Source organism: Thermus brevis (assembly GCF_026427635.1).
GTDB classification, from domain to species: Bacteria; Deinococcota; Deinococci; order Deinococcales; family Thermaceae; genus Thermus; species Thermus antranikianii.
In genome coordinates this window covers 108,614-130,625 of sequence record NZ_CP102606.1, presented here as the reverse complement: position 1 = coordinate 130,625, position 22,012 = coordinate 108,614, and the positions used below count along the sequence as shown (strand labels likewise).

22 protein-coding genes and 1 pseudogene are annotated in these 22,012 nt (G+C 64.8%); 7 read left to right on the top strand and 16 right to left on the bottom strand.

From position 1 onward, the window contains the following. Positions 1–23: 23 nt before the first annotated feature. The 5 genes from KQ693_RS00715 to KQ693_RS00695 are packed head-to-tail and all read right to left on the bottom strand — an operon-like array spanning position 24 to position 6,707. Positions 24–698 carry a response regulator transcription factor gene (locus KQ693_RS00715; RefSeq protein ID WP_015718029.1) on the bottom strand — a complete coding sequence of 225 codons (675 nt, stop codon included), beginning with the start codon at positions 696–698 and terminating at the stop codon, positions 24–26. 33 nt (positions 699–731) lie between these two features. After that, on the bottom strand, positions 732–1,349 hold the full coding sequence (trhA, locus tag KQ693_RS00710; RefSeq protein WP_267261624.1) for a PAQR family membrane homeostasis protein TrhA: 618 nt from the start codon (positions 1,347–1,349) through the stop codon (positions 732–734). A 25-nt stretch (positions 1,350–1,374) separates the two neighbouring features. Further along, positions 1,375–3,771 (bottom strand): phosphoenolpyruvate synthase, encoded by a 2,397-nt coding sequence (gene ppsA / locus KQ693_RS00705; protein ID WP_267261623.1) that lies wholly within the window; start codon positions 3,769–3,771, stop codon positions 1,375–1,377. Between the two features lie 14 nt (positions 3,772–3,785). Continuing rightward, positions 3,786–4,694, bottom strand: coding sequence for an AAA family ATPase (locus KQ693_RS00700; protein ID WP_267261622.1), 909 nt, complete (start codon positions 4,692–4,694; stop codon positions 3,786–3,788). A 12-nt stretch (positions 4,695–4,706) separates the two neighbouring features. Continuing rightward, positions 4,707–6,707 (bottom strand): elongation factor G, encoded by a 2,001-nt coding sequence (locus tag KQ693_RS00695; protein ID WP_267261621.1) that lies wholly within the window; start codon positions 6,705–6,707, stop codon positions 4,707–4,709. Positions 6,708–6,754: 47 nt separating this feature from the next. Here KQ693_RS00695 and KQ693_RS00690 point away from each other — a divergent pair, with 47 nt between their 5' ends. Then, on the top strand, positions 6,755–7,141 hold the full coding sequence (locus tag KQ693_RS00690; RefSeq protein ID WP_019550842.1) for a M67 family metallopeptidase: 387 nt from the start codon (positions 6,755–6,757) through the stop codon (positions 7,139–7,141). Here the strand turns inward: KQ693_RS00690 and KQ693_RS00685 are convergent. From KQ693_RS00685 to KQ693_RS00665, 5 genes are all read right to left on the bottom strand, one after another. Next, a complete protein-coding gene (locus tag KQ693_RS00685; RefSeq protein ID WP_267261620.1) occupies positions 7,138–7,617 on the bottom strand; it encodes a flavin reductase family protein in 480 nt (159 codons plus the stop codon). The genes KQ693_RS00690 and KQ693_RS00685 overlap by 4 nt on opposite strands. A 13-nt stretch (positions 7,618–7,630) precedes the next feature. Next, positions 7,631–8,425 (bottom strand): inositol monophosphatase family protein, encoded by a 795-nt coding sequence (locus tag KQ693_RS00680; protein WP_267261619.1) that lies wholly within the window; start codon positions 8,423–8,425, stop codon positions 7,631–7,633. Positions 8,426–8,432: 7 nt separating this feature from the next. Beyond that, complete coding sequence (locus KQ693_RS00675; protein ID WP_267262393.1) at positions 8,433–9,044, bottom strand: phosphoribosylanthranilate isomerase; 612 nt, start codon at positions 9,042–9,044, stop codon at positions 8,433–8,435. Continuing rightward, positions 9,044–9,595, bottom strand: coding sequence for a Uma2 family endonuclease (locus KQ693_RS00670; protein ID WP_267261618.1), 552 nt, complete (start codon positions 9,593–9,595; stop codon positions 9,044–9,046). The genes KQ693_RS00675 and KQ693_RS00670 overlap by 1 nt, the downstream gene beginning before the upstream one ends. 61 nt (positions 9,596–9,656) lie before the next feature. After that, entirely contained in the window at positions 9,657–15,119 is a 5,463-nt protein-coding gene (locus KQ693_RS00665) for an LAGLIDADG family homing endonuclease (protein WP_267261617.1), read from the bottom strand. Positions 15,120–15,271: 152 nt separating this feature from the next. Here KQ693_RS00665 and KQ693_RS00660 point away from each other — a divergent pair, with 152 nt between their 5' ends. Further along, positions 15,272–16,576 (top strand): MiaB/RimO family radical SAM methylthiotransferase, encoded by a 1,305-nt coding sequence (locus KQ693_RS00660; protein WP_267261616.1) that lies wholly within the window; start codon positions 15,272–15,274, stop codon positions 16,574–16,576. A gap of 10 nt (positions 16,577–16,586) precedes the next feature. Next, the gene (locus KQ693_RS00655; protein ID WP_267261615.1) at positions 16,587–16,910 is read left to right on the top strand and encodes a histidine triad nucleotide-binding protein; all 324 of its coding nucleotides are present in this window, start codon (positions 16,587–16,589) and stop codon (positions 16,908–16,910) included. Here the strand turns inward: KQ693_RS00655 and KQ693_RS00650 are convergent. Continuing rightward, entirely contained in the window at positions 16,891–17,658 is a 768-nt protein-coding gene (locus tag KQ693_RS00650) for a metallophosphoesterase (protein ID WP_267261614.1), read from the bottom strand. The two genes, KQ693_RS00655 and KQ693_RS00650, sit on opposite strands and share 20 nt — an antisense overlap. Then, complete coding sequence (locus KQ693_RS00645; RefSeq protein WP_015718016.1) at positions 17,658–18,086, bottom strand: bifunctional nuclease family protein; 429 nt, start codon at positions 18,084–18,086, stop codon at positions 17,658–17,660. The genes KQ693_RS00650 and KQ693_RS00645 overlap by 1 nt, the downstream gene beginning before the upstream one ends. A gap of 22 nt (positions 18,087–18,108) precedes the next feature. On the opposite strand from KQ693_RS00645, the gene KQ693_RS00640 reads away from it, so the two are divergent. Together KQ693_RS00640 and KQ693_RS00635 are read left to right on the top strand one after the other, a co-directional pair. After that, positions 18,109–18,645: a phosphoribosyltransferase family protein gene (locus KQ693_RS00640; RefSeq protein ID WP_135256966.1), complete on the top strand. Its 537-nt coding sequence runs from the start codon at positions 18,109–18,111 to the stop codon at positions 18,643–18,645. An 8-nt stretch (positions 18,646–18,653) separates the two neighbouring features. Then, a complete protein-coding gene (locus KQ693_RS00635; RefSeq protein ID WP_219759650.1) occupies positions 18,654–19,181 on the top strand; it encodes a type I phosphoribosyltransferase in 528 nt (175 codons plus the stop codon). Between the two features lie 20 nt (positions 19,182–19,201). Here KQ693_RS00635 and KQ693_RS00630 read toward each other — a convergent pair whose 3' ends face one another. Both KQ693_RS00630 and KQ693_RS00625 read right to left on the bottom strand, forming a co-directional pair. Next, positions 19,202–19,831, bottom strand: a complete 630-nt coding sequence (locus KQ693_RS00630; protein ID WP_267261613.1) for an HAD family hydrolase — start codon at positions 19,829–19,831, stop codon at positions 19,202–19,204. A gap of 38 nt (positions 19,832–19,869) precedes the next feature. Then, entirely contained in the window at positions 19,870–20,391 is a 522-nt protein-coding gene (locus KQ693_RS00625) for a 5-formyltetrahydrofolate cyclo-ligase (RefSeq protein WP_267261612.1), read from the bottom strand. A gap of 75 nt (positions 20,392–20,466) precedes the next feature. Here KQ693_RS00625 and KQ693_RS00620 point away from each other — a divergent pair, with 75 nt between their 5' ends. Both KQ693_RS00620 and KQ693_RS00615 read left to right on the top strand, forming a co-directional pair. Next, positions 20,467–20,694: an FmdB family zinc ribbon protein gene (locus tag KQ693_RS00620; protein WP_019551534.1), complete on the top strand. Its 228-nt coding sequence runs from the start codon at positions 20,467–20,469 to the stop codon at positions 20,692–20,694. Positions 20,695–20,820: 126 nt separating this feature from the next. Next, positions 20,821–21,056 (top strand): annotated as a pseudogene (locus tag KQ693_RS00615) (prohibitin family protein); the annotation flags it as partial. Positions 21,057–21,074: 18 nt separating this feature from the next. On the opposite strand, the gene KQ693_RS00610 reads toward KQ693_RS00615, so the two are convergent. Further along, the gene (locus KQ693_RS00610) at positions 21,075–21,524 is read right to left on the bottom strand and encodes a DUF192 domain-containing protein (RefSeq protein ID WP_267261611.1); all 450 of its coding nucleotides are present in this window, start codon (positions 21,522–21,524) and stop codon (positions 21,075–21,077) included. Between the two features lies 1 nt (position 21,525). Then, positions 21,526–22,008: a DUF192 domain-containing protein gene (locus KQ693_RS00605; RefSeq protein ID WP_267261610.1), complete on the bottom strand. Its 483-nt coding sequence runs from the start codon at positions 22,006–22,008 to the stop codon at positions 21,526–21,528. Between the last annotated feature and the right edge of the window lie 4 nt (positions 22,009–22,012).

Genomic DNA, 22,012 nt, shown 5'->3' with positions numbered 1-22,012 from the left:
AGGTGGGGCATGGGAGGGATGCGTCAATCCTCACGGAGCACGTACCCCACGCCCCGCACCGTGTGGATCAGGCGCCTTTCCCCCGCGGCCTCCAGCTTCTTGCGCAGGTAGCCGATGTAGACGTCCACCACGTTGCTTCCCCCCTGGTAGCCGGGCCAGACCTTCTCCTCGATCTCGTAGCGGCTGAAGACCTTCCCGGGGTTCTTGGCGAGAAGTTCCAGGAGCTCGAACTCCTTGTTGGAAAGCTCGATGCGCCGCCCGCTTCGGAAAACCTCCCGGCCCTCGAGGTTGATGATGAGGTCCGCCACCCTGATCTCCCCGGTGATGGCGGGGCTCACCCGGCGCAGGTGGGCCCGCACCCGGGCCAGGAGCTCCTCTATGGAAAAAGGCTTCACCAGGTAGTCGTCGGCCCCGGCGTCCAGGCCCTCCACCTTGTCCTCGATGCGGTCCTTGGCGGTGAGGATGAGGATGGGGACGTTGGAGGTCTTGCGGATGCGCTTGGCCACCTCGATCCCGTCCATGACGGGAAGCATCAGGTCCAGGATCACCAGGTTAGGGTTCACCTCCCGGAAGCGGGAAAGGCCGGTGATGCCGTCGTAGGCCACCTCGGTGCGGTAGCCCTCGGCTTGCAGTTCCAGCTCGATGAAGCGGGCGATGTCCTTTTCGTCCTCCACGATCAGGATGAGGGGAGGTTCCATACCCTCCAGGATACTCACTTTCTCATGAGAAAGCTAGGTGTACAGGCTTAGAACCGCCAGGTACATAAAAAGGCTTCCCAGGAGGACCAGGAGATGCCACAGGCCGTGAAACCCCACTTTCCCCGGCCAGGGGTCAGGCTTCTTTCTCGCATACACCCAGGCTCCCAGGGTGTAGAAGACCCCGGAGAGGGCCATGAGGCCGAAGGTGGGAAGGGGCAGGTGGAGCTTGGGGAGAAAGAAGACGGAAAGCCAACCCAGGGCCAGGTAGGCCAGGGTGTAGAGCCACCGGGGTGCCCTGAGGAAGAAGAGGCGGAAGCCCACCCCCAGGAGGGCCAGGCTCCACACCAGGCCCAGGGCGAAGGGTTTCCAGCTTTCCTGAAGGCCCTCCACCAGAAAGGGGGTGTAGCTTCCGGCGATGAAGAGGAAGATGGCCGCATGGTCCAGCCGCCTGAGCCAGGCCAGGGCCCGATCCCCCACCCGCAGGGCGTGGTAAAGGGTGCTGGCACCGAACATGAAGGCCATGGTGAGCCCGAAGATGAGGAGAGCGGGCCAAACCTCCCTGGGGGCGAGGAGAAGGAGGAAGGCGCTTCCCAAAAGGGCTAGGGGCACCCCCAGGGCATGGCTTAGGGCGTTAAAGGGTTCGCGGACCATGCCCCAGCGTACCCTGACCTGGGCTTCAGGCACCAGGGCCCAGGGCGGCTTCGATCTCCGCCACCTTCTTCACCGTGCGCAGGAGGGCGTCGGGGTTGAGGCTTAGGGAGTCGATGCCCTTGGCCACTAAGAAGGCGGCGAACTCGGGGTAGTCGGAAGGGGCCTGGCCGCAGATGCCCACCTTTTTCCCCTTGGCGTGGGCCTTTTCTATGAGCATGGCCGAGAGGAGTTTGACGGTTTCCCGCCTTTCGTCGAAGAGCCAGGCCACCCGTTCCGAATCCCGGTCCAGGCCTAAAGCCAGCTGGGTGAGGTCGTTGGAGCCGATGGAAAACCCGTCAAAGAGCTCGGCGAAGGCCTCAGCCTCGAGGACATTGGAGGGAATCTCCGCCATCACGTAGACCTCGAGGCCCTCCTCTCCCCGTTTCAAGCCTCCCTCCGCCATCACCTCCAAAACCCTGGCCCCCTCCTCGGGGGTGCGGCAGAAGGGCACCATCACCATGAGGTTCTTGAGGCCCATCTCCTCCCGCACCTTCTTGACCGCCGCCACCTCGAGGAGGAAGCCCTCCTTGTAGTCGGGGTGGTAGTAGCGGCTCGCCCCCCGCCAGCCCAGCATGGGGTTTTCCTCCTTGGGCTCAAAGAGGTGCCCCCCGACGAGGCGGGCGTACTCGTTGGTCTTGAAGTCGGAGAAGCGGAGGAGGACAGGCCTGGGGTAAAAGGCCGCGGCGATGAGGCCGATCCCCTGGGCCAGGGTATCCACGAAGTAGGCCCTTTTGTCGGGGTAGGCCTCGGTGAGCTCCTCCACCTGGCGCCGCACCTTCTCGGGCAGGGTTTCGAAGCGGGTTAGGGCCAAGGGGTGGATGCGCACGTGGCTGGCGAAGACGAACTCCATGCGCAATAGCCCCACCCCGTCCGTGGGCAGGAGGCTTACCCTTAGGGCCTCCTCCGGGGTACCCACGTTGACCAGGATCCGGGTGCGGGTCCTGGGGAGGGTTTCCGGGCGCACCTCCTCCACCTCAAAGGCCAGGGCCCCGCGGTAGACGCGCCCCACCTCCCCCTCAGCGCAGGAGACCGTGACCTCTTCCCCCTCGGGAATGAGCCGGGTGGCCCCCACCGCCCCCACCACCGCCGGTACCCCCAGCTCCCGGGCCACGATGGCGGCGTGGGAGGTGCGCCCACCCCGTTCGGTGACGATGGCCGCTGCCCGCTTCATGATGGGCTCCCAGTCGGGGTTGGTGGTTTCCGTGACCAGGACCTCACCCTCCTGGAAGCGATCCATCTCCTTGGGATCCTTAAGCACCCGGGCCCTTCCCGTGGCGATGGCCTCCCCCACCGCCAGGCCCTCGGCCAGGACCTCGCCCCTTTCCAAAAGGCGGTGGATGCGGAGCACCGGGGCCTTCTGGGAGTGCACGGTTTCGGGCCGGGCCTGCAGGATGAAAAGCTCCCCCGTGGGCCCGTCCTTGGCCCACTCGATGTCCATGGGGGTGGGAGTTCCCCGCTTCCCGCTGTAATGCTCCTCAATCCGGATGGACCAGTCGGCCAGGAGGAGGGCCTCATCCTCGGAAAGGGCGAACTGGTTCCGGAGATAAGGAGGGGTGGGACGGTTTCTCAGCCGGCCCTCCCTGGGGTCAAAGGCCAGGGTAAGCTCCTTGGGGCCCAGTTTCTTGTGGACCAGGGCCCGGTAGCCGGCTTTGAGGGTTTCCTTGTGCACGTAGTAGGCGTCGGGTCCCACCCTCCCCTGGACGATGTTCTCCCCCAGTCCGTAGATGGCGGTGATGTAGACGAAGCCCCGGTGGCCGGTGTCGGGGTCCAGGGTGAAGATCACCCCGCTTGTGGCGGTGTCCGCCCGCACCATGCGCTGCACCCCCACGGAGAGGGCCACCTTGAGGTGGTCAAAGCCCATGTGGGCCCGGTAGCTGATGGCCCGGGCGGTGAAGAGGCTGGCCATGGCCCGCTTCACATGAAGGAGGAGTTCCTCCTCCCCTTGCACGTAGAGGTAGCTTTCCTGTTGCCCGGCGAAGCTGGCGGTGGGAAGGTCCTCGGCGGTGGCGCTGCTGCGCACGGCCACAGGGAGGGCTTCCTCCCCGGCTTCCTGGGAAAGCGTTCGGTAGGCCTGGCGGATCTCCTTCTCCAGGTCCTCGGGATATCCCCCCTTCAGGATCAGGTTTCTCAGGCGGCGGCTTGCCCGGGCCAGGAGGATGGGGTCATCGGGGTCCAGGTCCTTAAGTTCCTGGGCGATGGCCTCCTTGAGGCCGTTGGCCGTGAGGAAATGCCAGTAGGCCTCGCTGGTGGTGGCAAACCCCCCGGGCACCTTCACCCCCAGGGGGCTTAGCTCCCGGATCATCTCCCCCAGGGAGGCGTTCTTACCCCCCACCAAAGGCACATCCTCCAGGCCCACCTCGTGAAAAAACCGGATCCAGCGCATACCCTGCCCCCTTCCTAGGGGATGCCCCCCTTCCTGAGAAGCTCCTTCAGGATTCCCTCGGCGCTTTCCCCCTCGTAAAGGGCCTCCTCCGTGAGGAAAAGCCGGTGGGGAAGGGCCAGGAAGGCTGCGTCCCTAAGCTCCTTCCAGTCCACCAGGGGCTTGGCCCTGAGGTAGGCCAGGGCCCGGGCCAGGGACAGCCAGGCCTTGGCCCCGCGGGGGGAGAGGCCCATGCGCAGGCGTCGGTCCTCCTGGGTGAGAAAGGCCACGTGGGTGATGGCCTCGAGGGCCTCCCTGGCCACCCTAATCCCCCGCACCTCCTCCTGGGCCTTGGGGAAGTCCACCCCCAAGGGTTCGGGAATCCGGGGTTCCTCCGTGAGGATCCTGAGCCACACCTCCCGCCTGGGGGGGCGGAAGGGGATTTTGGCGGTGAAGCGGTCCAGCTGGGCCTCTGGGAGAGGGTAGGTCCCCTCAAGCTCTAAAGGGTTTTGTGTGGCCACCACGAAGAAGGGCTCGGGCAGGGGGTAGCGCACCCCTCCTGCGGTCACCGCCCGTTCCTGCATGGCCTCGAGGAGGGCCGACTGCACCTTGGGCGGGGCCCGGTTGATCTCGTCCGCCAGGACCACCTGGGCGAAGAGGGGGCCTCTCACGAACTCAAACCGCCCCTCCCGAAACACCTCGCTTCCCGTGAGGTCCTGGGGCAGGAGGTCGGGGGTGAACTGGATGCGCTTGTAGCTTAGGCCGCTTCCCTTGGCAAAGCTTTCCGCCAGGAGGGTTTTTCCCAAGCCCGGAACACCTTCCAAAAGGGCGTGCCCCCGGGCCAGCAGGGTGGCCAGGAGGGCCTCTATGGCCTCCTCCTGGCCGAAGAGGACTTCCTGCAGGGCCTCCCGGAGCCGGGAAAGCGCTTGAAGAGGGGTTTCCGCCATGGCCTCCAAGGCTTAGGTTTCCTCAGCGCTCTTGCGCTCCTGCACGATCTTCTGCGCTAGGTGAGGGGGTACCTCCGCGTAGTGGCTGAACTCCAGGGTGTAGGCCCCTGCCCCCCCGGTGAGGCTGGGCAGGGCCTTGTAGTACTCCAAAACCTCCGCCAGGGGCACCTCGGCCCGCACCGCCGCCAGGGCCCCTTCCTGCTCCATGCCCAGGATGCGTCCCCGCCTTGCCTGGAGGTCGGAGAGGATATCCCCCACCCGCTCCTGGGGGGCGATCACCTTGATCTGGTAGATGGGTTCCAGAAGAACCGGGCTTGCCAGCTCCATCACCTTCTTGAAGGCCATGCTGGCGGCGATCTGGAAGGCGAGGTCCGAGGAGTCCACCTCGTGGTAGGAGCCGTTATAGACGATGGCCTTGAAGCCCATCACCGGGTAGCCCGCCAGGACCCCCTTTTTGGCCGCCTCGAGGATCCCCTCCTCTATGGCCTCCTGGTACTTGCTGGGGATCACCCCCCCGGTGATGCGCCATTCAAAGCTGTACTCGGGGGCGGGTTCCAGCCTCAGCCACACATCCCCGTACTGGCCGTGCCCCCCGGTCTGCTTCTTGTACTTGCCCTGCCCCTCGGCCACCTTGCGGATGGTTTCCCGGTAGGGGACCTTGGGCACGGAGAACTCCACCTCCACCCCGTAGTCGGCCAGGCGCTCCTTGGCGGTGGCGAGGTGAAGCTCCCCGTGTCCCCAAAGCAGGAACTCCCCCGTCTCCTCCTGGCGCTCCAGCTTGAGGCTTGGGTCCTCCTCCAAAAGCTTCCTCAGGGCTTCCCCCAGTTTGGCCTCGTCGGTTTTGCCCTTGGGCCGGAGGGCCACGGGCACGTTGGGCTCGGGCAGGCGGGCGAAGGGTACCGCCTCGCTTTCCGGCCGTTCCCCTTGCCAGAGCACCATGCCCCGGTGGAGGTTTTCCGCCTTGGGCACGCCCAGGATATACCCTCCTTCCGCCTCCTCCACCTCCAGGAGGTCCTTGCCCAGGGGCACGTAGAGATGGGGAAGGCGGATGGCGCCCGCTTCGCTCTGGAGGGTATCCCCGGGCTTCAGCCTGCCCCGGTAAAGGCGCACGTAGGCCACCTGGCCCATGAAGGGGTCCACCTGCACCTTGAAGACCTTGGCCAGGGCGGGGCCTTCCCCAAAGCGTTCCTCTGGGGAGGGGAAGGCCTCCAGGATCAGGTCCAAGAGGGGCAGGACCCCGATGCCTTCCATACCTGAGGCCAGGGCCACCGGGTAGAGGAGGCCCTTGCGCACCGCCTCGTGGAAGGCTTTTTCCAGGGCTTCCCCGGTCACCTCTTCCCCCTCCAGGTACTTTTCCAGAAGGGCTTCGTCGGTTTCCACGATGGCCTCGAGGACCTCCTGACGGAAGCGCTCGGCCCGCTCTCGCTCCTCCTCGGGCACGGGGACCTCCACCTCCTGCCCGTTCTCGTACCGGTAAGCCTTGCCGTGGAAGACGTCGATGAGCCCCACCCAGCGCCCGCCTTGGTAAAGGGGCAGGTCGATGGGCAGGATGTGTCCCAGGGTGGCCCGGAGGTCCTCCAGAAGGGCGTAGTAGTCCCCGCCCTTGTCCAGCTTGGTGACCACCACCATGCGGGGAAGAGCAAGCCGCTCGGCCACAGTCCAGGCCCTTTCCGTGCCCACCTGCACCCCGTTTTCCGCGGATACGGCCACCAGCGCGGCGTCGGCGGCCTCCAAAGCCCCCCTGATCTCCCCCACGAAATCCCCGTAGCCCGGGGCGTCCAGGAGGAAGATGCGGTGGTCCTTGTACTTCAGGGGGGCCACCCCGGTGCGCACTGTGGTGCGGTGGAGCTTAGCCTCGGGGGTGTAGTCGGTGGTGGTGGTGCCGTCCTCCACCCGGCCCATGCGTTCCTTGGCCCCGGTTCGGAAAAGCAGGGCCTCGGTCAAGGTGGTTTTGCCGCTTCCCGCATGGCCCACCAGGGCCACGGTTCGGATGGGAGAGGTTCCTGGGATCATCTTCCCTCCTTCTTGGTGCCCATAGTATAGGCCTAAGGAGGGGGCGATTGTCCCAAGTGCTCTACGTGCCCAGGAGGCTTCTGGAGGAAACCCGCACCCACCTCCAAAAGGAGGCGCCCAGGGAAGGGGTGGGGCTTTGGGCGGGGAGGCGGGAGGTGGAAAGGGTGATTCCCCTGCCCAACGCCCACCCAGAGCCTCTGGTGGGGTATCTGGCCGAGCCCTTGGCCCTGCTTCGGGCCCTAAAGGAGATGGAAAGGGAAGGCCTAGCCCTCCTGGCCATCTACCACTCCCATCCCAGGGGGCCTGCCTTCCCCAGCCCCACCGATATCCGCGAGGCCCGCTGGCGGGTGCCCTATGTCATCTTCGGCACCGATGGGGTCAGGGCTTTCCTTTTACCGGAAGGGCTGGAGGTACCCGTGGCCTTGCTGCCCTAGCCCCCATAGAACCAGCCCGTGTCCCACATGATGAGGGGCTTGGCCTCCTGCCTCACCCCGGCCTCCACCACCTCGGCCACCACCGCGCTGTGGTCCCCGCCCTCGTAGATGTGGCGCACCTCGGCCTCGAGCCAGTAGGGAAGCTCGGTGAGGAGGGGAAGGCCAAAGGTGGGGGAGGGTTCAAAGGGATGGCCGTTCAGGGTGCTTCCCTCCCGCACCGTGGGTTTGAAGAAGTCCTGGGCGATCTGCTTCTGGTCCTGGGCCAAGGTCAGGAGGGCCAGCTTGCCCGTGCGCTGGATAAGCTCATGCAGGCGGCTATCCCGCTTGACCCCCAGGGCGATGAGGGGAGGGGTGAAGGAGGCCTGGGTCACCCAGTTCACGGTGCCAGCGGCGTAGTCCTCCCCTTCCCGGGCCGTCAGGATGTACAGGCCATAGGTGAAGCTCCGCAGGACTTTCTTCTTGGCCTCGAGGTCCATACCGGTTTCCATTCTAGCCCTGGGCCAGGAGGGTCTGGATGAGGACCTCATGGATGTGGCCGTTGGTGGCCACGATGTAGCGGTGCCCGAGGCGGTAGGGCCTTCCTTCCAGGTCGGTGACCTTGCCCCCCGCCTCCTCCACGATGAGCCAGCCTGCGGCCACATCCCAGGGGTTCAGCTTCACCTCCCAGAAGCCCTCCAGCCTCCCGGCAGCCACATAAACCAAGTCCAAGGCCGCCGCTCCCGGCCGGCGCACCAGGAGTCCCCTGGACAGGGCCCGGTGAAAGTAGGTGAGGTTTTCCGGGTCCTTGGCCACATCGTAGGGAAACCCCGTGGCGAGGAGGCTACCCAAAAGCTCCTTCCGCTCCGTGACCCGGATGGGCCGGCCGTTTAGGAAGGCGCCTTCCCCCCGTACCGCGTAAAAGGCCTCGTCCCGGCTGGTGTCCAGCACCACCCCCACCTGGATCTTCCCTTCCACCTCGAGGGCAAGGGAAACCCCATAGAAGGGAAAGCCATGGGCGTAGTTCACGGTGCCGTCCAGGGGGTCCACGATGAAGCGGAGGGCCTTGCCCCCCTCGCTTCCCCCCTCTTCCCCCAAGAAGCCCGCCTCGGGGAAGCGGGAGAGGAGAAGTTCCTTGATGGCTTCCTCCGATTCCCGGTCCGCCTGGGTAACCAGGTCGGTGGGGCCGGACTTGGTGCCGTGGGTGAAGCCCTTGGCCTGGTAATAGGCGTGGATGCCCTTGGCCAGGTGGGCGGCTTCCAGCATGGCCTCGAGGTAGGGGAAGTAGGGATGCTTCCTGCCAATCACTTTCCCATCATACGCCGGGATTCCAGATCCTTCCCTTAGCGAAAAGGGCTTTTAGCTTGGCCTCGTCCTTTATCCCCGGGGCCCTTTCCACCCCGCTGGCCAGGTCGATGGCGTAGGGCCTCAGGGCCAGAACCTCCTCCAGGTTTTCAGGGGTTATCCCCCCGGCCAGGATGATGCGCTTTCCCGTTTGCAAAAGGGGCTTGGCCCAGTCCCTGGGGTAGGTTTGGCCGCTCCCTGGAGCTTTGCTATCCAGCAGAAGGGTGCCTGCGGGGTACTGGGCCCAGCCGGGATCCGCAGGACCGGTTAGGGGAAAGGCCTTGATGACGGGAAAGTGCCTGCCGATGGCCTCTGCCCACTCCGGAGGCTCCTGGCCATGCAGCTGGACCACCTGGAGCCTGGCCCGTTCCGCAAGCCTCAGCACCTCCTCGGGGCCTTGGTTTTGGAAGACCCCTACCCGAACCACAAAGGGGCCCAAAGCCTCCGAGATGGCCCGGGCCACCTCGAGGTCCACCCGCCTTCTGGAGCCCGGAGCAAAGACGAATCCCACGGCGAAGGCCCCCAGGGCTTCCGCCAGAAGGGCGTCCTCCAGCCGGGTGATGCCGCAGATCTTGATGCGGATCAAGGCAGAAGCTCCCTTACCTTCAGGGAAACCTGGGGGAAGGCCATGGGGGATAGGGTATCCTCAGGGCCTAGCTCCCGCATCTCCTGGTAGACCCCTCCCAGGGGATTCCGGTAAACTTCCACCCTCCTTTCCCCGAGGTTCACCAGCCACACCTCAGGAATCCCTGCCTGGGCATAAAGGGGAAGTTTTACCTGGCGGTCATAGCTTAGGGAAGCCTCGTCCACCCCCACTAGAAGAAAAATGTCCTCCGGACCGGGGTGGTCCTGGGCGTAGAAGTCGGGGCGGGGCCTTAGGAGAACCAGGTCGGGCTGGGGTTCGGAGAGGGGGGAAAGCCTAATGGGATCCTGTACTCCCACCAGGGCCCGGTCGGCTAGGGTTTGGTGGAAGAGGGCATTGAGCCTTTTCACCACGGCCGCATGCTGGCTTCCTATGGGGCTCATCTCCACCACGGTACCTTCTATGAGCTCCACCCGTTCGTCCTCCTGAATCACGCCGGCTTCCAGGAGGCGGTGGTACTCCTCGCGGGTGAAGCGCCGGGGCTGGACCATGCCCTTAGTTTAAGGGCCCCACCAGCCGCCCTGGTGGGGCCTGGACACCCTTACGGGCGGTCTAACCACACTTGGAGTAGCCGCAGACCTGGCACTTGTAGCATCCCTCCTCCCGCACCAGGGCCACCTCCCCGCAGGAGGGGCACTTGGTGGCTCCCGCCAGGGCCAGGCCGCTTTGGGGCCCCTGTACCCCAAGTGAACCGCCAGAGAGGGCGGGTACCTCGGTCAGCTCATCGGGGACTGCCTTAGGGGCAGCGGTGGCCTCCCCCTTTAGGACCTCGGGGATGGTTTCCAGCGCCACCGCGATCAGGTCCGCCTTGCTGGAAACCAGCCTGCCCTGGTAGGTGCCGTAAAGACCGCCGTTGATGCCCCTTAGGGTCCTCACGATGGCCTCCGGGGGCACCCCGTACTGGAGGGCGATGGAGACCACCCGGCCGAGGGCCTCGGAATCGGCGTTGGCCTCGTCTCCTGCCTTGCCCGAGGTGAGGATGACCTCTATGGGCCTTCCCTCCAGCATGTTCACCGTGACCAGAAAGCTCCGCTTGCCCCCGTCGGGGGAGAGGAGCTTGACCATGTCGGTAAAGCCCATGAGCCTGCCCGGGCGCTCGTACATGGGGGTACCCGGTTGAGGCGCTGGCGAGAGGGCCTGGGGGGCAGGGTGGGAAGCCAAAGGAGCTTCTTCCTTGTCCTCCTCTGCCTTCTTCTCCTCCTTCCTCACCGTGAGCACCTGGAACTCCCGGGAGCCGTCCCGGTAGACGGTGATGCCCTTGCACCTCGTGTGGTAGGCCTCCAGATAAGCGGCCTCCACCTCCTCCACGGTGGCGTGGTTGGGCAGGTTGATCGTTTTGGAGAGCGAGTTAGCAGCGTACCCTTCGGCGTCGAAGGCTCGCTGCACGGCTCCCTGCATCCGCACGTGGTCCAGGGGATGGATGTCGTGGGCGCACTCGAAGACCCGGCGGATCGCCTCGGGGACAAAGGGAAGGTTCTTGACCGAGCCGTGCCCGTCCTCCTGGATGGCGGCGATGATCTTCTCCCAGTCCCAGCCGCCTTCCTTCTCGTAATCGGGATGGGGCGGGTAGGCCTCCATCAGCTCCACGAAGAGGGGGTGGAGGAGGGGCTTGTACTCCCCGCCGATCCTCCGCCACACGAAGGGGCTGAAGACGGGCTCGATGCCGCTAGAAACCCCCATGACCATGCTGGTGGTGCCGGTGGGGGCCACGGTGAGTAGGGCCACGTTCCGCCTGGGCCTGATTCCCAGGGCCTCAAAGTACTCCCGGTGCGCCTCGTAGAGGGGGAAGACCCCCCTTTCCTTTGCGAGGGCCTCCGAGGCCTTGATGGCCTCCTCCCGCATGGCGGACATGATCTCGTAGACCCTTTTCCTGGCCTCCTCGGAAGAGTAGGGGAGGCCCATCTTGATGAGGGCGTCCGCCAGGCCCATGACCCCGAGGCCAAGCCTTCTGAGCTTCTTGGCCGCCTCCTCGTTGTCGGGGAGGGCGAACCTGTTCACGTCCAGGACGTTGTCCAGGAAGCGGATGGCCGTGTGGACATCCCTCCTGAACTCCTCCATCTGGAACTCCCCGTCCTTCACGTAGGTGGCCAGGTTCAAGGCCCCAAGATCGCAGGGCTCGCCCACGGTGAGGGGGATCTCCCCGCAGTTGTGGCAGACCAGGCCTCCGGCGATGAGGCTGTGGGTGACCGGCTCGGTGAGGTCGTACACAGGGGCTTCCCCGGCGGGCTCCACCCTTTCCACCGTGGCCAAGAAGGGTTTTGCGTAGCTGCCCCGGGGGCGGTCCTTCAGGAAAGCCATGAGTTTTTCCTGCTTCTCCTTTTGCAGGAAACCCACCACCTCGGCAAAATAGTCCCGGTTTTCCGCCCCGAGAATGAGCTCGTACTGGGCAGCCACCGGGTAGAGCGTGGGCTTTCGCTGGCTGTTAGGCAAGGCCTTGAGCCCGGCCTCGCGGCGCTTGTAGATCTTCCCATAAATGCCCAGGTTGAGGAGAAGGAGCTGAACATCTTTTAAAAGACCCAGGCTCGAGGAGGCCAAGCGGACGGTGGCGTCCTTTTTGTGGGGGTTGATCTGCACCGAGCCATCGGCGCTGAAAAGGCCTTGGAGAAACCCCACCACGGCCTCGCGGGGTGCCCGGAAGAGGCTTTCGGGGACCCGCTTCTCCGTGGCCTTGGCAGGTTTTACCCCTAGGGCCTGGAAGAACTCGGAGGGGATCCGGTTGAAATGGAGGTGATAGGTGGAAGAGGCTGTTTCTTGGAGGCTTCCCCCACCGAACCAATCCCTTAGAAGGGTGGGGAGCCATGAAACATGTTCAAAGTCCTGCCGGGAGAAGTAGAAGCCTACCCCATCTTCCCGAAGGTAACCATCGCCCAAAAGCCATCCCAGGGCTACCCCTAGCTCCCGGCTCCACCGGGTGGGAAGGTTGGCGTATTGGGCCTGCACGTCCTGGCGTCCCCTGCTTCCTCGGCTTCCCGCGGTAGCCACCCGGGCTTGGGCCACGGCCAGGACAGCGGCAGGGAGGAGTTCCTCCTTTGGGAAGAGGCCTTCCCCGCTTTGGATCAGGATGCGGTCCCCGGGCTTGAGGCTACCTGCTTCCCGGTACCCCTCAGGGGTTAGGACCTCGTGGTCTGGGGTAAGGGTGACCTCGAGGCCCTCCCGGGTGGTGAGGCGCACCACAGGCTTCACTCCGGTGAAGAAGGCCTTAGCGGCCCGGCGCACCGTGGTGCCCATTCCCGGCCTAGGTCTGCCCAAGCCCCCGAAGGGAGCCCGGTTATCGGTGACCAGGAAGAAGCTTCCCTTCTGGGCCAGTTCTTCAATGGGCACCAGGCCGTACTCCGTGGGGATGCGGGTGCTACCCACAAAGCAGGGGTTGGTGGAGCGGATCTGGTACCTGGGCCCGAGGCCCTTGAGGGCGGAAAGCTCGTTGATGCGGTCCACAAAGATAAGCCCTGGCTCCCCGGTGGCCCAGGCGTGCCAGGCGATCTCGTGCCAGAGCCAGCGGGCAGGAACCTTGCCCCCGAAAAGGGGAATGGGTTTGGCCCCATCCTCCCGCTCCGGCAGGTTGGGGATCTGGCCCGTGTAGGTGCTTCCTAGGGGATGGGGGTAGTACTTTCCCGGCACCTCAATGGGGGTCACGGGCCAGAGGGCGTCCTCCTCGAGGGCCTTCATGAAGGCTTCGGTGACCAGGACGGAGATGTTGAAGGTGGAGATATCCCCCTCGGCCTTTTCCCGGTCCAGGTCCTTGGCGGTGAGGAAGTCCAGGAGGTCAGGGTGCTCTATGGAAAGGGTAGCCATCCCCGCCCCGCGGCGGGTGTTATGGCTGACCAGTCCGTTTGCCAGGTAGGTGTGGTTGTCCTCCACGGATAGGTCTAGGGTAAGGATGGAGCCCCCTTCCTCAACGGAGGCTACCCGGACGTAGTACTCTTTGAACTCAAACTCTGGGGCAGACAGGCCCGCGTGGTGGGCTTTCTCCAGGACCAGGGTGTATCCCGTGGCGGTAAGCTGCCTTTCCCCCCGCATGTAGCGGAGAAGGTCTTTACGTAAGGCGGTGTGGGCCGAGGGGTACCCTTTTCTACCGGCCTGCGTGGTCTCAAGAAGAGGTCCCAGCAAACCTTTGGCATGAGGTAGGGGCCAGCTGGATTCCCTGCGCGTGTCGGGTTTCGTGGCCAAAAGGGCTTCGAAGCGGGATCCCTGGGGGATGCCCACCCGTTCCAAATAGCGCTCGAGTCCCTTGGCGGTCACCACCCGCACCCGGTAGTGCTCGGCCTTGGAGAAGCGTCCGGGCAAGGGGTTGTAACGCATGAGCTTGGAAGGGATGCCCAGACCGCCCAGTAGGACCATGACGTCCTGGGCTAAGCGCCGGGAAGCGGTGGTGAGCATGGGGTAGCCGGCGGCTATGGAGCCGTCTGCTTCAAAGAGCCCGCGCAGAAAGGCTCCCAGAACAAGCCTAGGGCTTTGGCGGATGGCCCTAGGGACCTCGAGTTCCCGTGCTTTCCCTTTGAGGAGGCCGTTTTTACGGAGCCAAGCCACAAGAGGAGCGCTCCGCACCACCAGGGTCACGCTCTTGTCCCGGGATTTGCTTTCCTCCCGAAGCTCCAGGCCAAAGAGTTCTCGGAAGAGCCGTTTGGCCTCTTCCCGCATGGGTTCGTCCTCATGTACGGAAAGGCCTATGCGGTCCCCGCTGACAAACCCTTCTCCCCACAGGAAACCCAAGAGAAAGGCCAGCTCCTCTGTCAGCAGGTGAGGGGTGCGGATGGGGGTGGCATTGGGGTGAAGGGGCTCATCCAAAGGGGCCAACTGAACCGGGGTACCGGTGTGCTCGTCCAGAACCCAAATAACCCAGTCCCCCGGCTTTAGGTGCTGCAACTCTACCCACTCCCGGCTGCCGTCCTCCCGTAAGACCTTTAGCTTGTGGTTGGGGGTACCCTGGACCTCGAGGCCGTTTTCCAAAACAATCCGTAGCGTGGGAGCAATCCCGTTGTTGTATCCTTCGGGGCTAAAGCGCCATCCCTGATCCGTGGCCACGCTTAGGGTGTGGCGTTGCCAACCCTTACGGAAGGGGTCCACGATTTCCCGAAGCCGGAGGGTTCCCCGGTCGGTGTGTACCAAGGTGTCGGGGTGTAGGCATCCCCCCTGCCTCACCACCCGGAGCACCGGGGCGTACACATACCGTAAGGTGGCCACGGGCCCCGCTTCCTCCCCTCCCAGGGCGGCCCACTCCAGGAAGTTGTCGAAGATCTCCATAAGGAAGCTCACCGGGCCGGAGCTGGTACCCCCGGAGCCCCGGATGGGAGCTCCCTCAGGCCGAAGGAGGGAGAAGTCCACGTGGGGCTCGAGGCCCTTCAGGGCCAAGGCGGCTGCCTCCTTGGCGGCCTCCACAATGCCCCCCATGTCGTCGGGCACTTGGATGGCCCCGGGAGGGGGTTCCTGGACCACCAGGACCCCGTAGCGTTCCGCCAGGGCCCTGAGCTCGGGGGAAACCTCCCCGTAGACCGCCCGCACGAAGTTCTTCAGGGCGATCTCCTCCTTTTCCCCTTCCGGGTTGGTGGGGGGGCGCATCAGGCCCCGGATGAAGTCGGCCACATCGGGGTGGCGGGCGGAAAGATAGGCCACGCCCCGCACCGCCCGGCGCTGGCGGTTCCCCTTGGAGCGGTAGGGGTCCAGGTTGACCCCGTTCCCCCCGCCCACCTTGGTGACCAGGGCCAGCTTTTTGGCCACCTCCATGATCCCATCAAAGCTTTCCGGGGGGTACTGGGTGGCTCCCTGCACGAAGCAGTTCAGGAGGTTGCCGTGGGGGGTGCCTGCCCCGGCCAGGATGCGCCCGCCGGGAGAGAAGCGCTTGGAGGCCATGAGGTCATAGAACTTTTCCTCCCAGTAGGCCTGGTCCTCGGGTTTTTCCACCTTGGCGATCTCCCGGGCCACCCGGCGGAACATGCCGAGAATATCCCCGTCCCCTTCCTGGAAATACTGGCGCCTGGCGATGGCTTGCGCGTGATCGTCAAAGAAATACCGTTCCATAAATCCTCCAGACCCCCTCGGGGTGTTTCCCCCACATCTTGGGGCAGACGCCTGGAATACTACAACCTTTGGGGTTTTCCCGGCAAGTGGGGAGGGTCACACTCTGCTCCCGGTTGTTGACTAAGCCCCCTTAGCCTACCAGAATGGGAAGGATGCGCGCGGCTTTCCGCACCCTCGGGTGCAAGGTGAACCAGGTGGAAACCGAGGCCCTGCTGGGCTTCCTCAAGGCCCTGGAGCCGGAGGTGGTTCCCCTCGAGGCGGGGGCCGACCTGGTGGTCATCAACACCTGCGCCGTGACCACCACCGCTGAGGCCGATGCCCGCAAGGAGATCCGCCGGGCCAGGCGGGCCAACCCAGGGGCCTTCATCGTGGTCACGGGGTGCTACGCCGAGCTTTCCCCGGAGGAGGTGCGGGAGCTGGGTGCCGACGCCGTGGTGCCCAACTCCCGCAAGGCGGAGCTTCCCAAGGTGATCCTGGAGCATTTCGGGCTTCCCTCAGATCCCATCACCACCCCCCCCAACGAGTTCTGGGGGGCGGGGGAAAGGGGGCTTCTCAATAGCCGGGTCCGGGCTTTTCTGAAGGTGCAGGATGGCTGCCAGGTGGGCTGCGCCTACTGCATCATCCCCCGGCTAAGGGGCAAGGAACGGCATCGGGATTACCGGGATGCTTTGGCGGAGGCGGAGGCCCTTCTGAGGATAGGCATAAAGGAGATCGTGCTCACGGGGGTGCGGCTTGGAAGCTACCGGGGCCATCCCAGGGGCCTTGCCGGTTTGGTGGAGGACCTCTACCACCTGGGGGCCAAGGTGCGGCTTTCCTCCATCGAACCCGAGGACACGGGGGAGGACCTCCTTAGGGTCATCGCCCGGTATGCCCCGGGGATCAGGCCCCACCTGCACCTTTCCCTGCAGACGGGTTCGGACCGCCTCCTAAGGCTCATGGGCCGCCGCTACGACAAGGCCTATTACCGCAACCTGGTGCAGAGGGCCTACGAGCTCATCCCGAGCTTTGCCCTCACCACGGATGTCATCGCCGGGCTTCCCACGGAAACCGAGGAGGAGCACCAGGAAACCCTGGCCTTTCTGGAGGAGCTTAGGCCCACCCGGGTCCACGCCTTCACCTATACCCCCCGTCCCAAGACCCGGGCGGCCTCCATGCCCCAGGTGCCGCCGGAGGTGCGCAAGCGGCGCACCAAGGAGATCATCGCTTTGGCCCAGCGTCTTGCGGAGGAGCGCATCAGGCCCAAGCTGGGAAGCCAGGTGGAGGTTTTGGTGGAGAGGATCCAGGGGGGCCTTGCCCTCGGCCACACCCCCGACTACTACGAGGCCCGCCTTTCCGGTTCTGCCCGGCCGGGGGATACGGTTTTGGCGCGGGTGGAGGGAGCGGAGGGATACACCCTTTTGGGCCGGGTGGAAAGGCTGGAGGAGGCTCCGCTTCCCTTGGAACTCCCCATAAGGTAGACTTTTTCCCATGGAGTGCGTGTTCTGCTGCATCATCGCCGGGGAGCTTCCTTCCCGGAAAGTCTACGAGGACGAGGGCTTCGTGGCCTTCCACGACATAAGGCCCAAGGCCCCGGTGCACGTGTTGGTGGTGCCCAAGGAACACATAGCGAAGCTTTCCGACTACCCCGACACGGAGGAGGGGGAGAGAAAGCTCGGGGCTCTCTTCCGCACGGCAAACCGGGTGGCCCGGGTCCTGGGCCTCGAGGGGTATAAGGTCCAGGTGCACGTGGGGGAGAAGGGAGGGCAGGAGGTCTTCCACGTGCACGTGCACGTCATGGGGAGTCCTTCTTGAGGACGAAGCGGTCCAGCACCTGGCCGCTAGGGTCCAGGGCGTAGCCCACCAGGGTTTCCCCTTCCGCCTCCAGGAAAAGGGCATGGTGGGTCACCGCCAGGGCCTGGGTGTAGGGGGAAGGAGGCTTGGTGGGGTAGAGGCCTGCCCCGCCTCCGCCCACCACCAGGTGGGTGGTGAAGCCCACCTGGAGGCGCTCGTAATGGTGGTCGTGGCCCGCCAGGACCAGGGGTACCCGGTGCTGGCGTAGAAGGGGCTCGAGGAGGCTCCTTAGGCTCGGGCTTCCCCCGTGTAACCCCGAGGAGTAAAGGGGGCGGTGGAGGATCACCACCCGCCAGGGTGCCTGCGGGCGGCTAAGGGCCTGGGCCAGCCATTCCCGCTGGGCCTTTAGGTCTCCTTCCGTGTAGAGGATGAAGAACTCCATTGCCCCCAGGCGCACTGGGTAATAGGGTCTTTCCAGCTGGAAGCGCTTGAGCTGGCCCTCGAGGTTGGGGGCATCGTGGTTGCCGAAGGCGGGGTAAAGGGGTATGGGAGGAAGCTCCTTTAGGAAACGCTCCACCACCAGCCCCCGGGGATAGAAGTTGTCCCCTGCGGTGAAGAGGGCGGCCAGGGGCTTGCGGGCGTGCTCGGTCCGAAGCAGGTTAGCCACCTGGGCCCGGCCCGGGGTGTCCTGGCCCCAATCCCCCACAACCGCTACCCGCTGGCCAAAGGCCAGTCCAAGGGAAAGAAGGAGGAAAAGGAGCCTGCGCACTAGGCCTCAGCGGCTCCGTGGGGCTTTAGGCTGGCTTCTTCCACCCCCGCTTTTTCCACCACCTCCTCGGCCACCAGGATGGGGGCCCCGGCCCTAAGGGCCAAGGCCATGGCGTCGGAGGGCCTTGCGTCCACCTCCAGCTCGATGCCTCGGTGTTCCAGGATGAGTCGGGCATAGAAGGTGCCGTCCCGCAGGTCGATGATCTCCACGCGCAGGAGTTTCCCCTGGAGCATTTCCATCACGGAGAGGAGGAGGTCGGGGGTAAGGGGGCGCGGGGGTTTTTCGCCTTGCAAGGCCACCACGATGTGGTGGGCCTCGAGGGGACCGATGACGATAGGGAGAAGCTTGTCGTTCTCCGTCCTGAGCAGGACCACCACGCTCCCGTTCTGGGGGTCCACGCCCAGGGTCTCGATCTTGGCGTTCAGCATACCTTGAGTATAGACTAGCGGCGTGAGGACTTACCCTGTGGAGATCGCTGGGGTTCGGCGCGAGCTTCCCATCGTCCAGGTGGGGCCGGATGTGGCCGTGGCCCTTCTAAACCTTCTGGGGGACACCGAGCTCACCGAGGCCGCCGCCGAGGAACTGGCCAAGCGCTTACCCCCTGAGGTGGAAACCCTGGTCACCCCTGAGGTCAAGGCGGTGCCCTTGGCCCATGCCCTTTCCCGGATTACTAAGAAGCCCTATGTGGTGGCCCGGAAGACGGAGAAGCCCTACATGATCAACCCCGTGAGCCGCCAGGTGCTCTCCATCACCACGGGCAAGCCCCAGCTTCTGGTGCTGGATGGGGCGGATATCCCCCTCATCCGGGGGCACAAGGTGGCCATTGTGGACGATGTGGTGTCCACGGGTTCCACCCTTTCGGGCCTCCGGGAGCTCATTGAGAGCGTGGGGGGCCAGGTGGTGGCGGTGCTGGCGGTCTTCACCGAGGGCACGCCCCGCCAGGATGTCATTGCCCTAGGCCATCTGCCCCTCTTTAAGCCGGAATAGGAGGTTTTATGGAAACCTATCCCATCACCATCGGCAGCGTCACCCGCCACGTGCCCCTCATCGAGCCCTTGCCCGGGCGGCGCATTCCCCTGGTGGAGTTTTTGGGAGACCCCGAGCTGGTGCGGGCGGCGGCCCAGGCCCTAAAGCCCTTGGTGCCCGCGGGCACCGAGGTACTCTTCACCACGGAAACAAGCCCGATTCCCCTCACCCACGTCCTTGCGGAGGAGATGGGCCTACCCTACGTGGTGGCGAGAAGGCGGCGCCGCCCCTACATGGAGGATCCCATCATCCAGGAGGTGCAGACCCTGACCCTGGGCGTGGGGGAGGTGCTCTGGCTGGACCGGCGTTTCGCCGAAAAGCTTCTTAACCAAAAGGTGACCCTGATATCCGATGTGGTTTCCAGCGGGGAAACCATGAAGGCCATGGAGAGGATGGTGCTCCGGGCAGGGGGGCGGGTGGTGGGACGGATCGCCGCCTTCCGCCAGGGTACGCCAGCTTTGGAAGTGCTGACAGTGGCTGAGCTTCCCGTGCTGTAGCGAGCTCTTCATGGATGTGTTTATCTTGAAGAGTCCCGAATTGTAGCGGGATATACCAAGGCTTTGAGCCCCAGGCTCGAGGCTACCTCTACGTTCTCCGGGTCGTCGTCTAGGTAGAGGGTTTCCTCCGGGGCCAAGTCCATGGCCTCGAGGGCCATCTGGAACGCCCTGGGGTCAGGCTTGGCTACCCCCAGGGTGCAGGAGGCAAAGAAGCCATCCACGTAGACATCCAGGCCGTGGTAGGCCAGGCTTTCCCGTAGGCTTGGCAAGGTGTTGGAGAGCACGCCCACCTTAAGGCCCTGTTCTTTGAGGCTTCGAAGGAGGGCTTCCGCCCCAGGGGCTTTGCGCATGAAGTGGTAGTAGCGCCAGGAGTGGAGCTCCTTGGATAAGGAGGCTTTCCCGAGGCCGAAAAGCTCAAGCTCCTGGGCCACCTTTTGGGCCAGGGTGTTCCAAAAGGTGGCTTCCTCCTCGAGGGTGCGCACCTGAAGGGTGCGGACCACCTCGTTGATTTCCCGCACCGCCCGGGCCAGAACCGCCAGGGTCTTTTCCAGGCCAGCCCCGTGGATGGAAAGCTCCAGGGCCTTCTTGTAAAGGGCTTCCTCGTCCATGAGGAGCAGAACCCCGTCCCGATCCAAAAGGGCTCCCCGCATGGGCCTAAGTGTAGCACCCCCGGGGCCTGACCCACGGGTCATTTGACCGGGTGCACCCCTTCCTCGGTGGCCAAGAAACTTACCGGCACGTCCCAGGGGTCCCGGGGAAGGCGGGGAAACAGAAGGGCCCTGGGGATGACTCCAAGCTTCTCGGCCTGGACCGTGGCCAGGAAACGGTCATAATACCCCTTGCCGTGTCCCAGGCGGTAGCCCTCCTGGTCAAAGGCCAACCCGGGGACCACCACCAGGTCCAGAGCCTGGGGGTCCACTGCCTGGGTGGTGGGTTCCAGGAGGCCGAAGGGTCCGGGGACCAAGGGGCCTAAGGGGTGAACCGTAAGCCCTATGTCCGCTACCTTAGGCAGGTAGTAGCGGGCAGGGTAAAGCCGGGTGAGGGAAAGGAGGTCCAGCTCGTGGGGCAGGGGATGGTAAAGGAGGATGGCCCGGAAGCCCCTGGCCTTAAGCCAGGGCACCAGAACCTCCACCACCTGCTCGGAAAGACGCTTTCGGTCCAGGGTTCGCCAGAGGCGGAGGCAGTGCCGGCGCAGGGCGGGCTTGTCCACGGGGGGAGGGTACCACTCCACCCCCTTGACACTCAAGGTAGCCGAGTGTCAGAATGGCCGGACAGGAGGGTAGGTATGCCGGTCTACGTCTACAAGGGCCTGGAAACGGGGAACTACTACGAGTTTGAACAGGGCTTCCACGACGAGCCTCTCAAGGCGCACCCGGAAACCGGCGAGCCCTTGAAGCGGGTCATCACCCCTCCCGCCATCATCTTCAAGGGCTCGGGCTGGCACGTGAAGGACTACGCCAAGAAGGACTCCGGCTCCAAGTCGGAAAGCTCGGAGGGCAAGAAAGAGGAGTAGCCCTGGTGCGTCCAGGCCCGAAGCTAGAGCTTCGGGCCTTATACTCTTTCCATGCTCAATCTAGCGGTGTTGGCGCTGGTCCTGCTGGGGGTGGGGCTCCTCTTTACCCCTAGCCGGAGGTATGGTGCTGCCCAGCGCCGAGTCATTGAGGCCCAGGGGAATGGGATGCGGCCATTCTGCGGGCGGAAGGGGAGGCCAGGGCCATAGAACTCAGGGGCCGGGCTTTGAAAAGCGCTCCCGAGGTGGTCCAGCTCACCTTCGCCGAGAAGCTGGCTCCTGGGGTGCATACCATTTTTGTCCCCAGCACGGGGAACTTTCTCCTGGACCTGAGGGGGATGCAACAGGCCCCTCAAGGGCGCTAGGGTGGGTTGCGGGCAGGCTTAAGGCCTCACACGGTCCCCAGGGGCGATTTCCAGGAGGCCCTCCCGCACCTCCAGCACCCCCCGGTAGGCGAGGCCCGGAGCGTAGGTTTCCCCAGGCTGGAGCCTGGCCACCTTGAGCACCCGGCCTTTGGCGTCCAGAAAGGCCAGCACCACCGGGAAGCGGTAGCCCTGGGCGTTGAAGGAGGCGTCGGTGGCCTCGGGGAACAGGTAAAGGAGGGCCTCGAGCTCCTCCTTCCGCACTCCCAGGCCCCGGCTCCAGGCCTCCGGGGTGCGGGCTATACGGGCCTGGAGCACCCTTTGGCCATGGGCTGTATCCACCACCACCTTTTGGGGTGGAGGAGGGGTTTGCAGCCTCCTGGCGGCGAGCAGGTAGCCCATGAAGGAAAAGACGGAAAGGGCGATCAGCAGGGCAAAGGCCACCAGGGGGAAGAAGGGGTTTCGTTCCACCTTACTTGGGCCAGAGCTTCAGGGCCTCACCCCCCACCCTGGTCCCAGGGGTGAGGCCCCGCCTTTGGAACCAGCCTTGGTTCACCTCGAGGGCTCCTTGGTACACCACCCCAGGGTAGTACACAGGGCAGGGGTCTTTGCGGCAGGGCTCCATGTCTAGAATGCGGAGGATCTGCCCCTGACGGTCAAAGAAGGCGATGGAAAGGGGGATGAGGGTGTTCTTCATCCAGAAGCCTCCGGCCGTGGGGGTAGGGAAGAGGAAGACCATGCCCTCATCCTCCCCCAGGCTTTTGCGGAACATAAGGCCCTGGGCCTGGCGCTCGGGGGTGTCCGCCACCTCCACCCTTAGGAAGTAGCGCTTGCCTCCTTGCTCCATGAAGAGGGTGCTTTTGGGAAAGGTAAGGCCCTGGCCTAAGGCCCAAAGCCCCAGGGCGAGCCAAAGGGCCCCAAGGCTGAGCCGGCAGGCGGGAGGAAAGGGGCGCATAGGG

Excerpts from the sequence above, each read along its gene's own strand:
- KQ693_RS00685 (WP_267261620.1), bottom strand. The coding sequence starts at position 7,617 with ATGGACCTCGAGGCCAAGAAGAAAGTCCTGCGGAGCTTCACCTATGGC.
- trhA (WP_267261624.1), bottom strand. The coding sequence starts at position 1,349 with ATGGTCCGCGAACCCTTTAACGCCCTAAGCCATGCCCTGGGGGTGCCC.
- KQ693_RS00630 (WP_267261613.1), bottom strand. The coding sequence starts at position 19,831 with ATGCGGGGAGCCCTTTTGGATCGGGACGGGGTTCTGCTCCTCATGGAC.
- KQ693_RS00635 (WP_219759650.1), top strand. The coding sequence starts at position 18,654 with ATGGAAACCTATCCCATCACCATCGGCAGCGTCACCCGCCACGTGCCC.
- KQ693_RS00605 (WP_267261610.1), bottom strand. The coding sequence starts at position 22,008 with ATGCGCCCCTTTCCTCCCGCCTGCCGGCTCAGCCTTGGGGCCCTTTGG.
- KQ693_RS00670 (WP_267261618.1), bottom strand. The coding sequence starts at position 9,595 with ATGGTCCAGCCCCGGCGCTTCACCCGCGAGGAGTACCACCGCCTCCTG.
- KQ693_RS00660 (WP_267261616.1), top strand. The coding sequence starts at position 15,272 with ATGCGCGCGGCTTTCCGCACCCTCGGGTGCAAGGTGAACCAGGTGGAA.
- KQ693_RS00695 (WP_267261621.1), bottom strand. The coding sequence starts at position 6,707 with ATGATCCCAGGAACCTCTCCCATCCGAACCGTGGCCCTGGTGGGCCAT.
- ppsA (WP_267261623.1), bottom strand. The coding sequence starts at position 3,771 with ATGCGCTGGATCCGGTTTTTTCACGAGGTGGGCCTGGAGGATGTGCCT.
- KQ693_RS00655 (WP_267261615.1), top strand. The coding sequence starts at position 16,587 with ATGGAGTGCGTGTTCTGCTGCATCATCGCCGGGGAGCTTCCTTCCCGG.
- KQ693_RS00645 (WP_015718016.1), bottom strand. The coding sequence starts at position 18,086 with ATGCTGAACGCCAAGATCGAGACCCTGGGCGTGGACCCCCAGAACGGG.
- KQ693_RS00715 (WP_015718029.1), bottom strand. The coding sequence starts at position 698 with ATGGAACCTCCCCTCATCCTGATCGTGGAGGACGAAAAGGACATCGCC.
- KQ693_RS00665 (WP_267261617.1), bottom strand. The coding sequence starts at position 15,119 with ATGGAACGGTATTTCTTTGACGATCACGCGCAAGCCATCGCCAGGCGC.
- KQ693_RS00700 (WP_267261622.1), bottom strand. The coding sequence starts at position 4,694 with ATGGCGGAAACCCCTCTTCAAGCGCTTTCCCGGCTCCGGGAGGCCCTG.
- KQ693_RS00620 (WP_019551534.1), top strand. The coding sequence starts at position 20,467 with ATGCCGGTCTACGTCTACAAGGGCCTGGAAACGGGGAACTACTACGAG.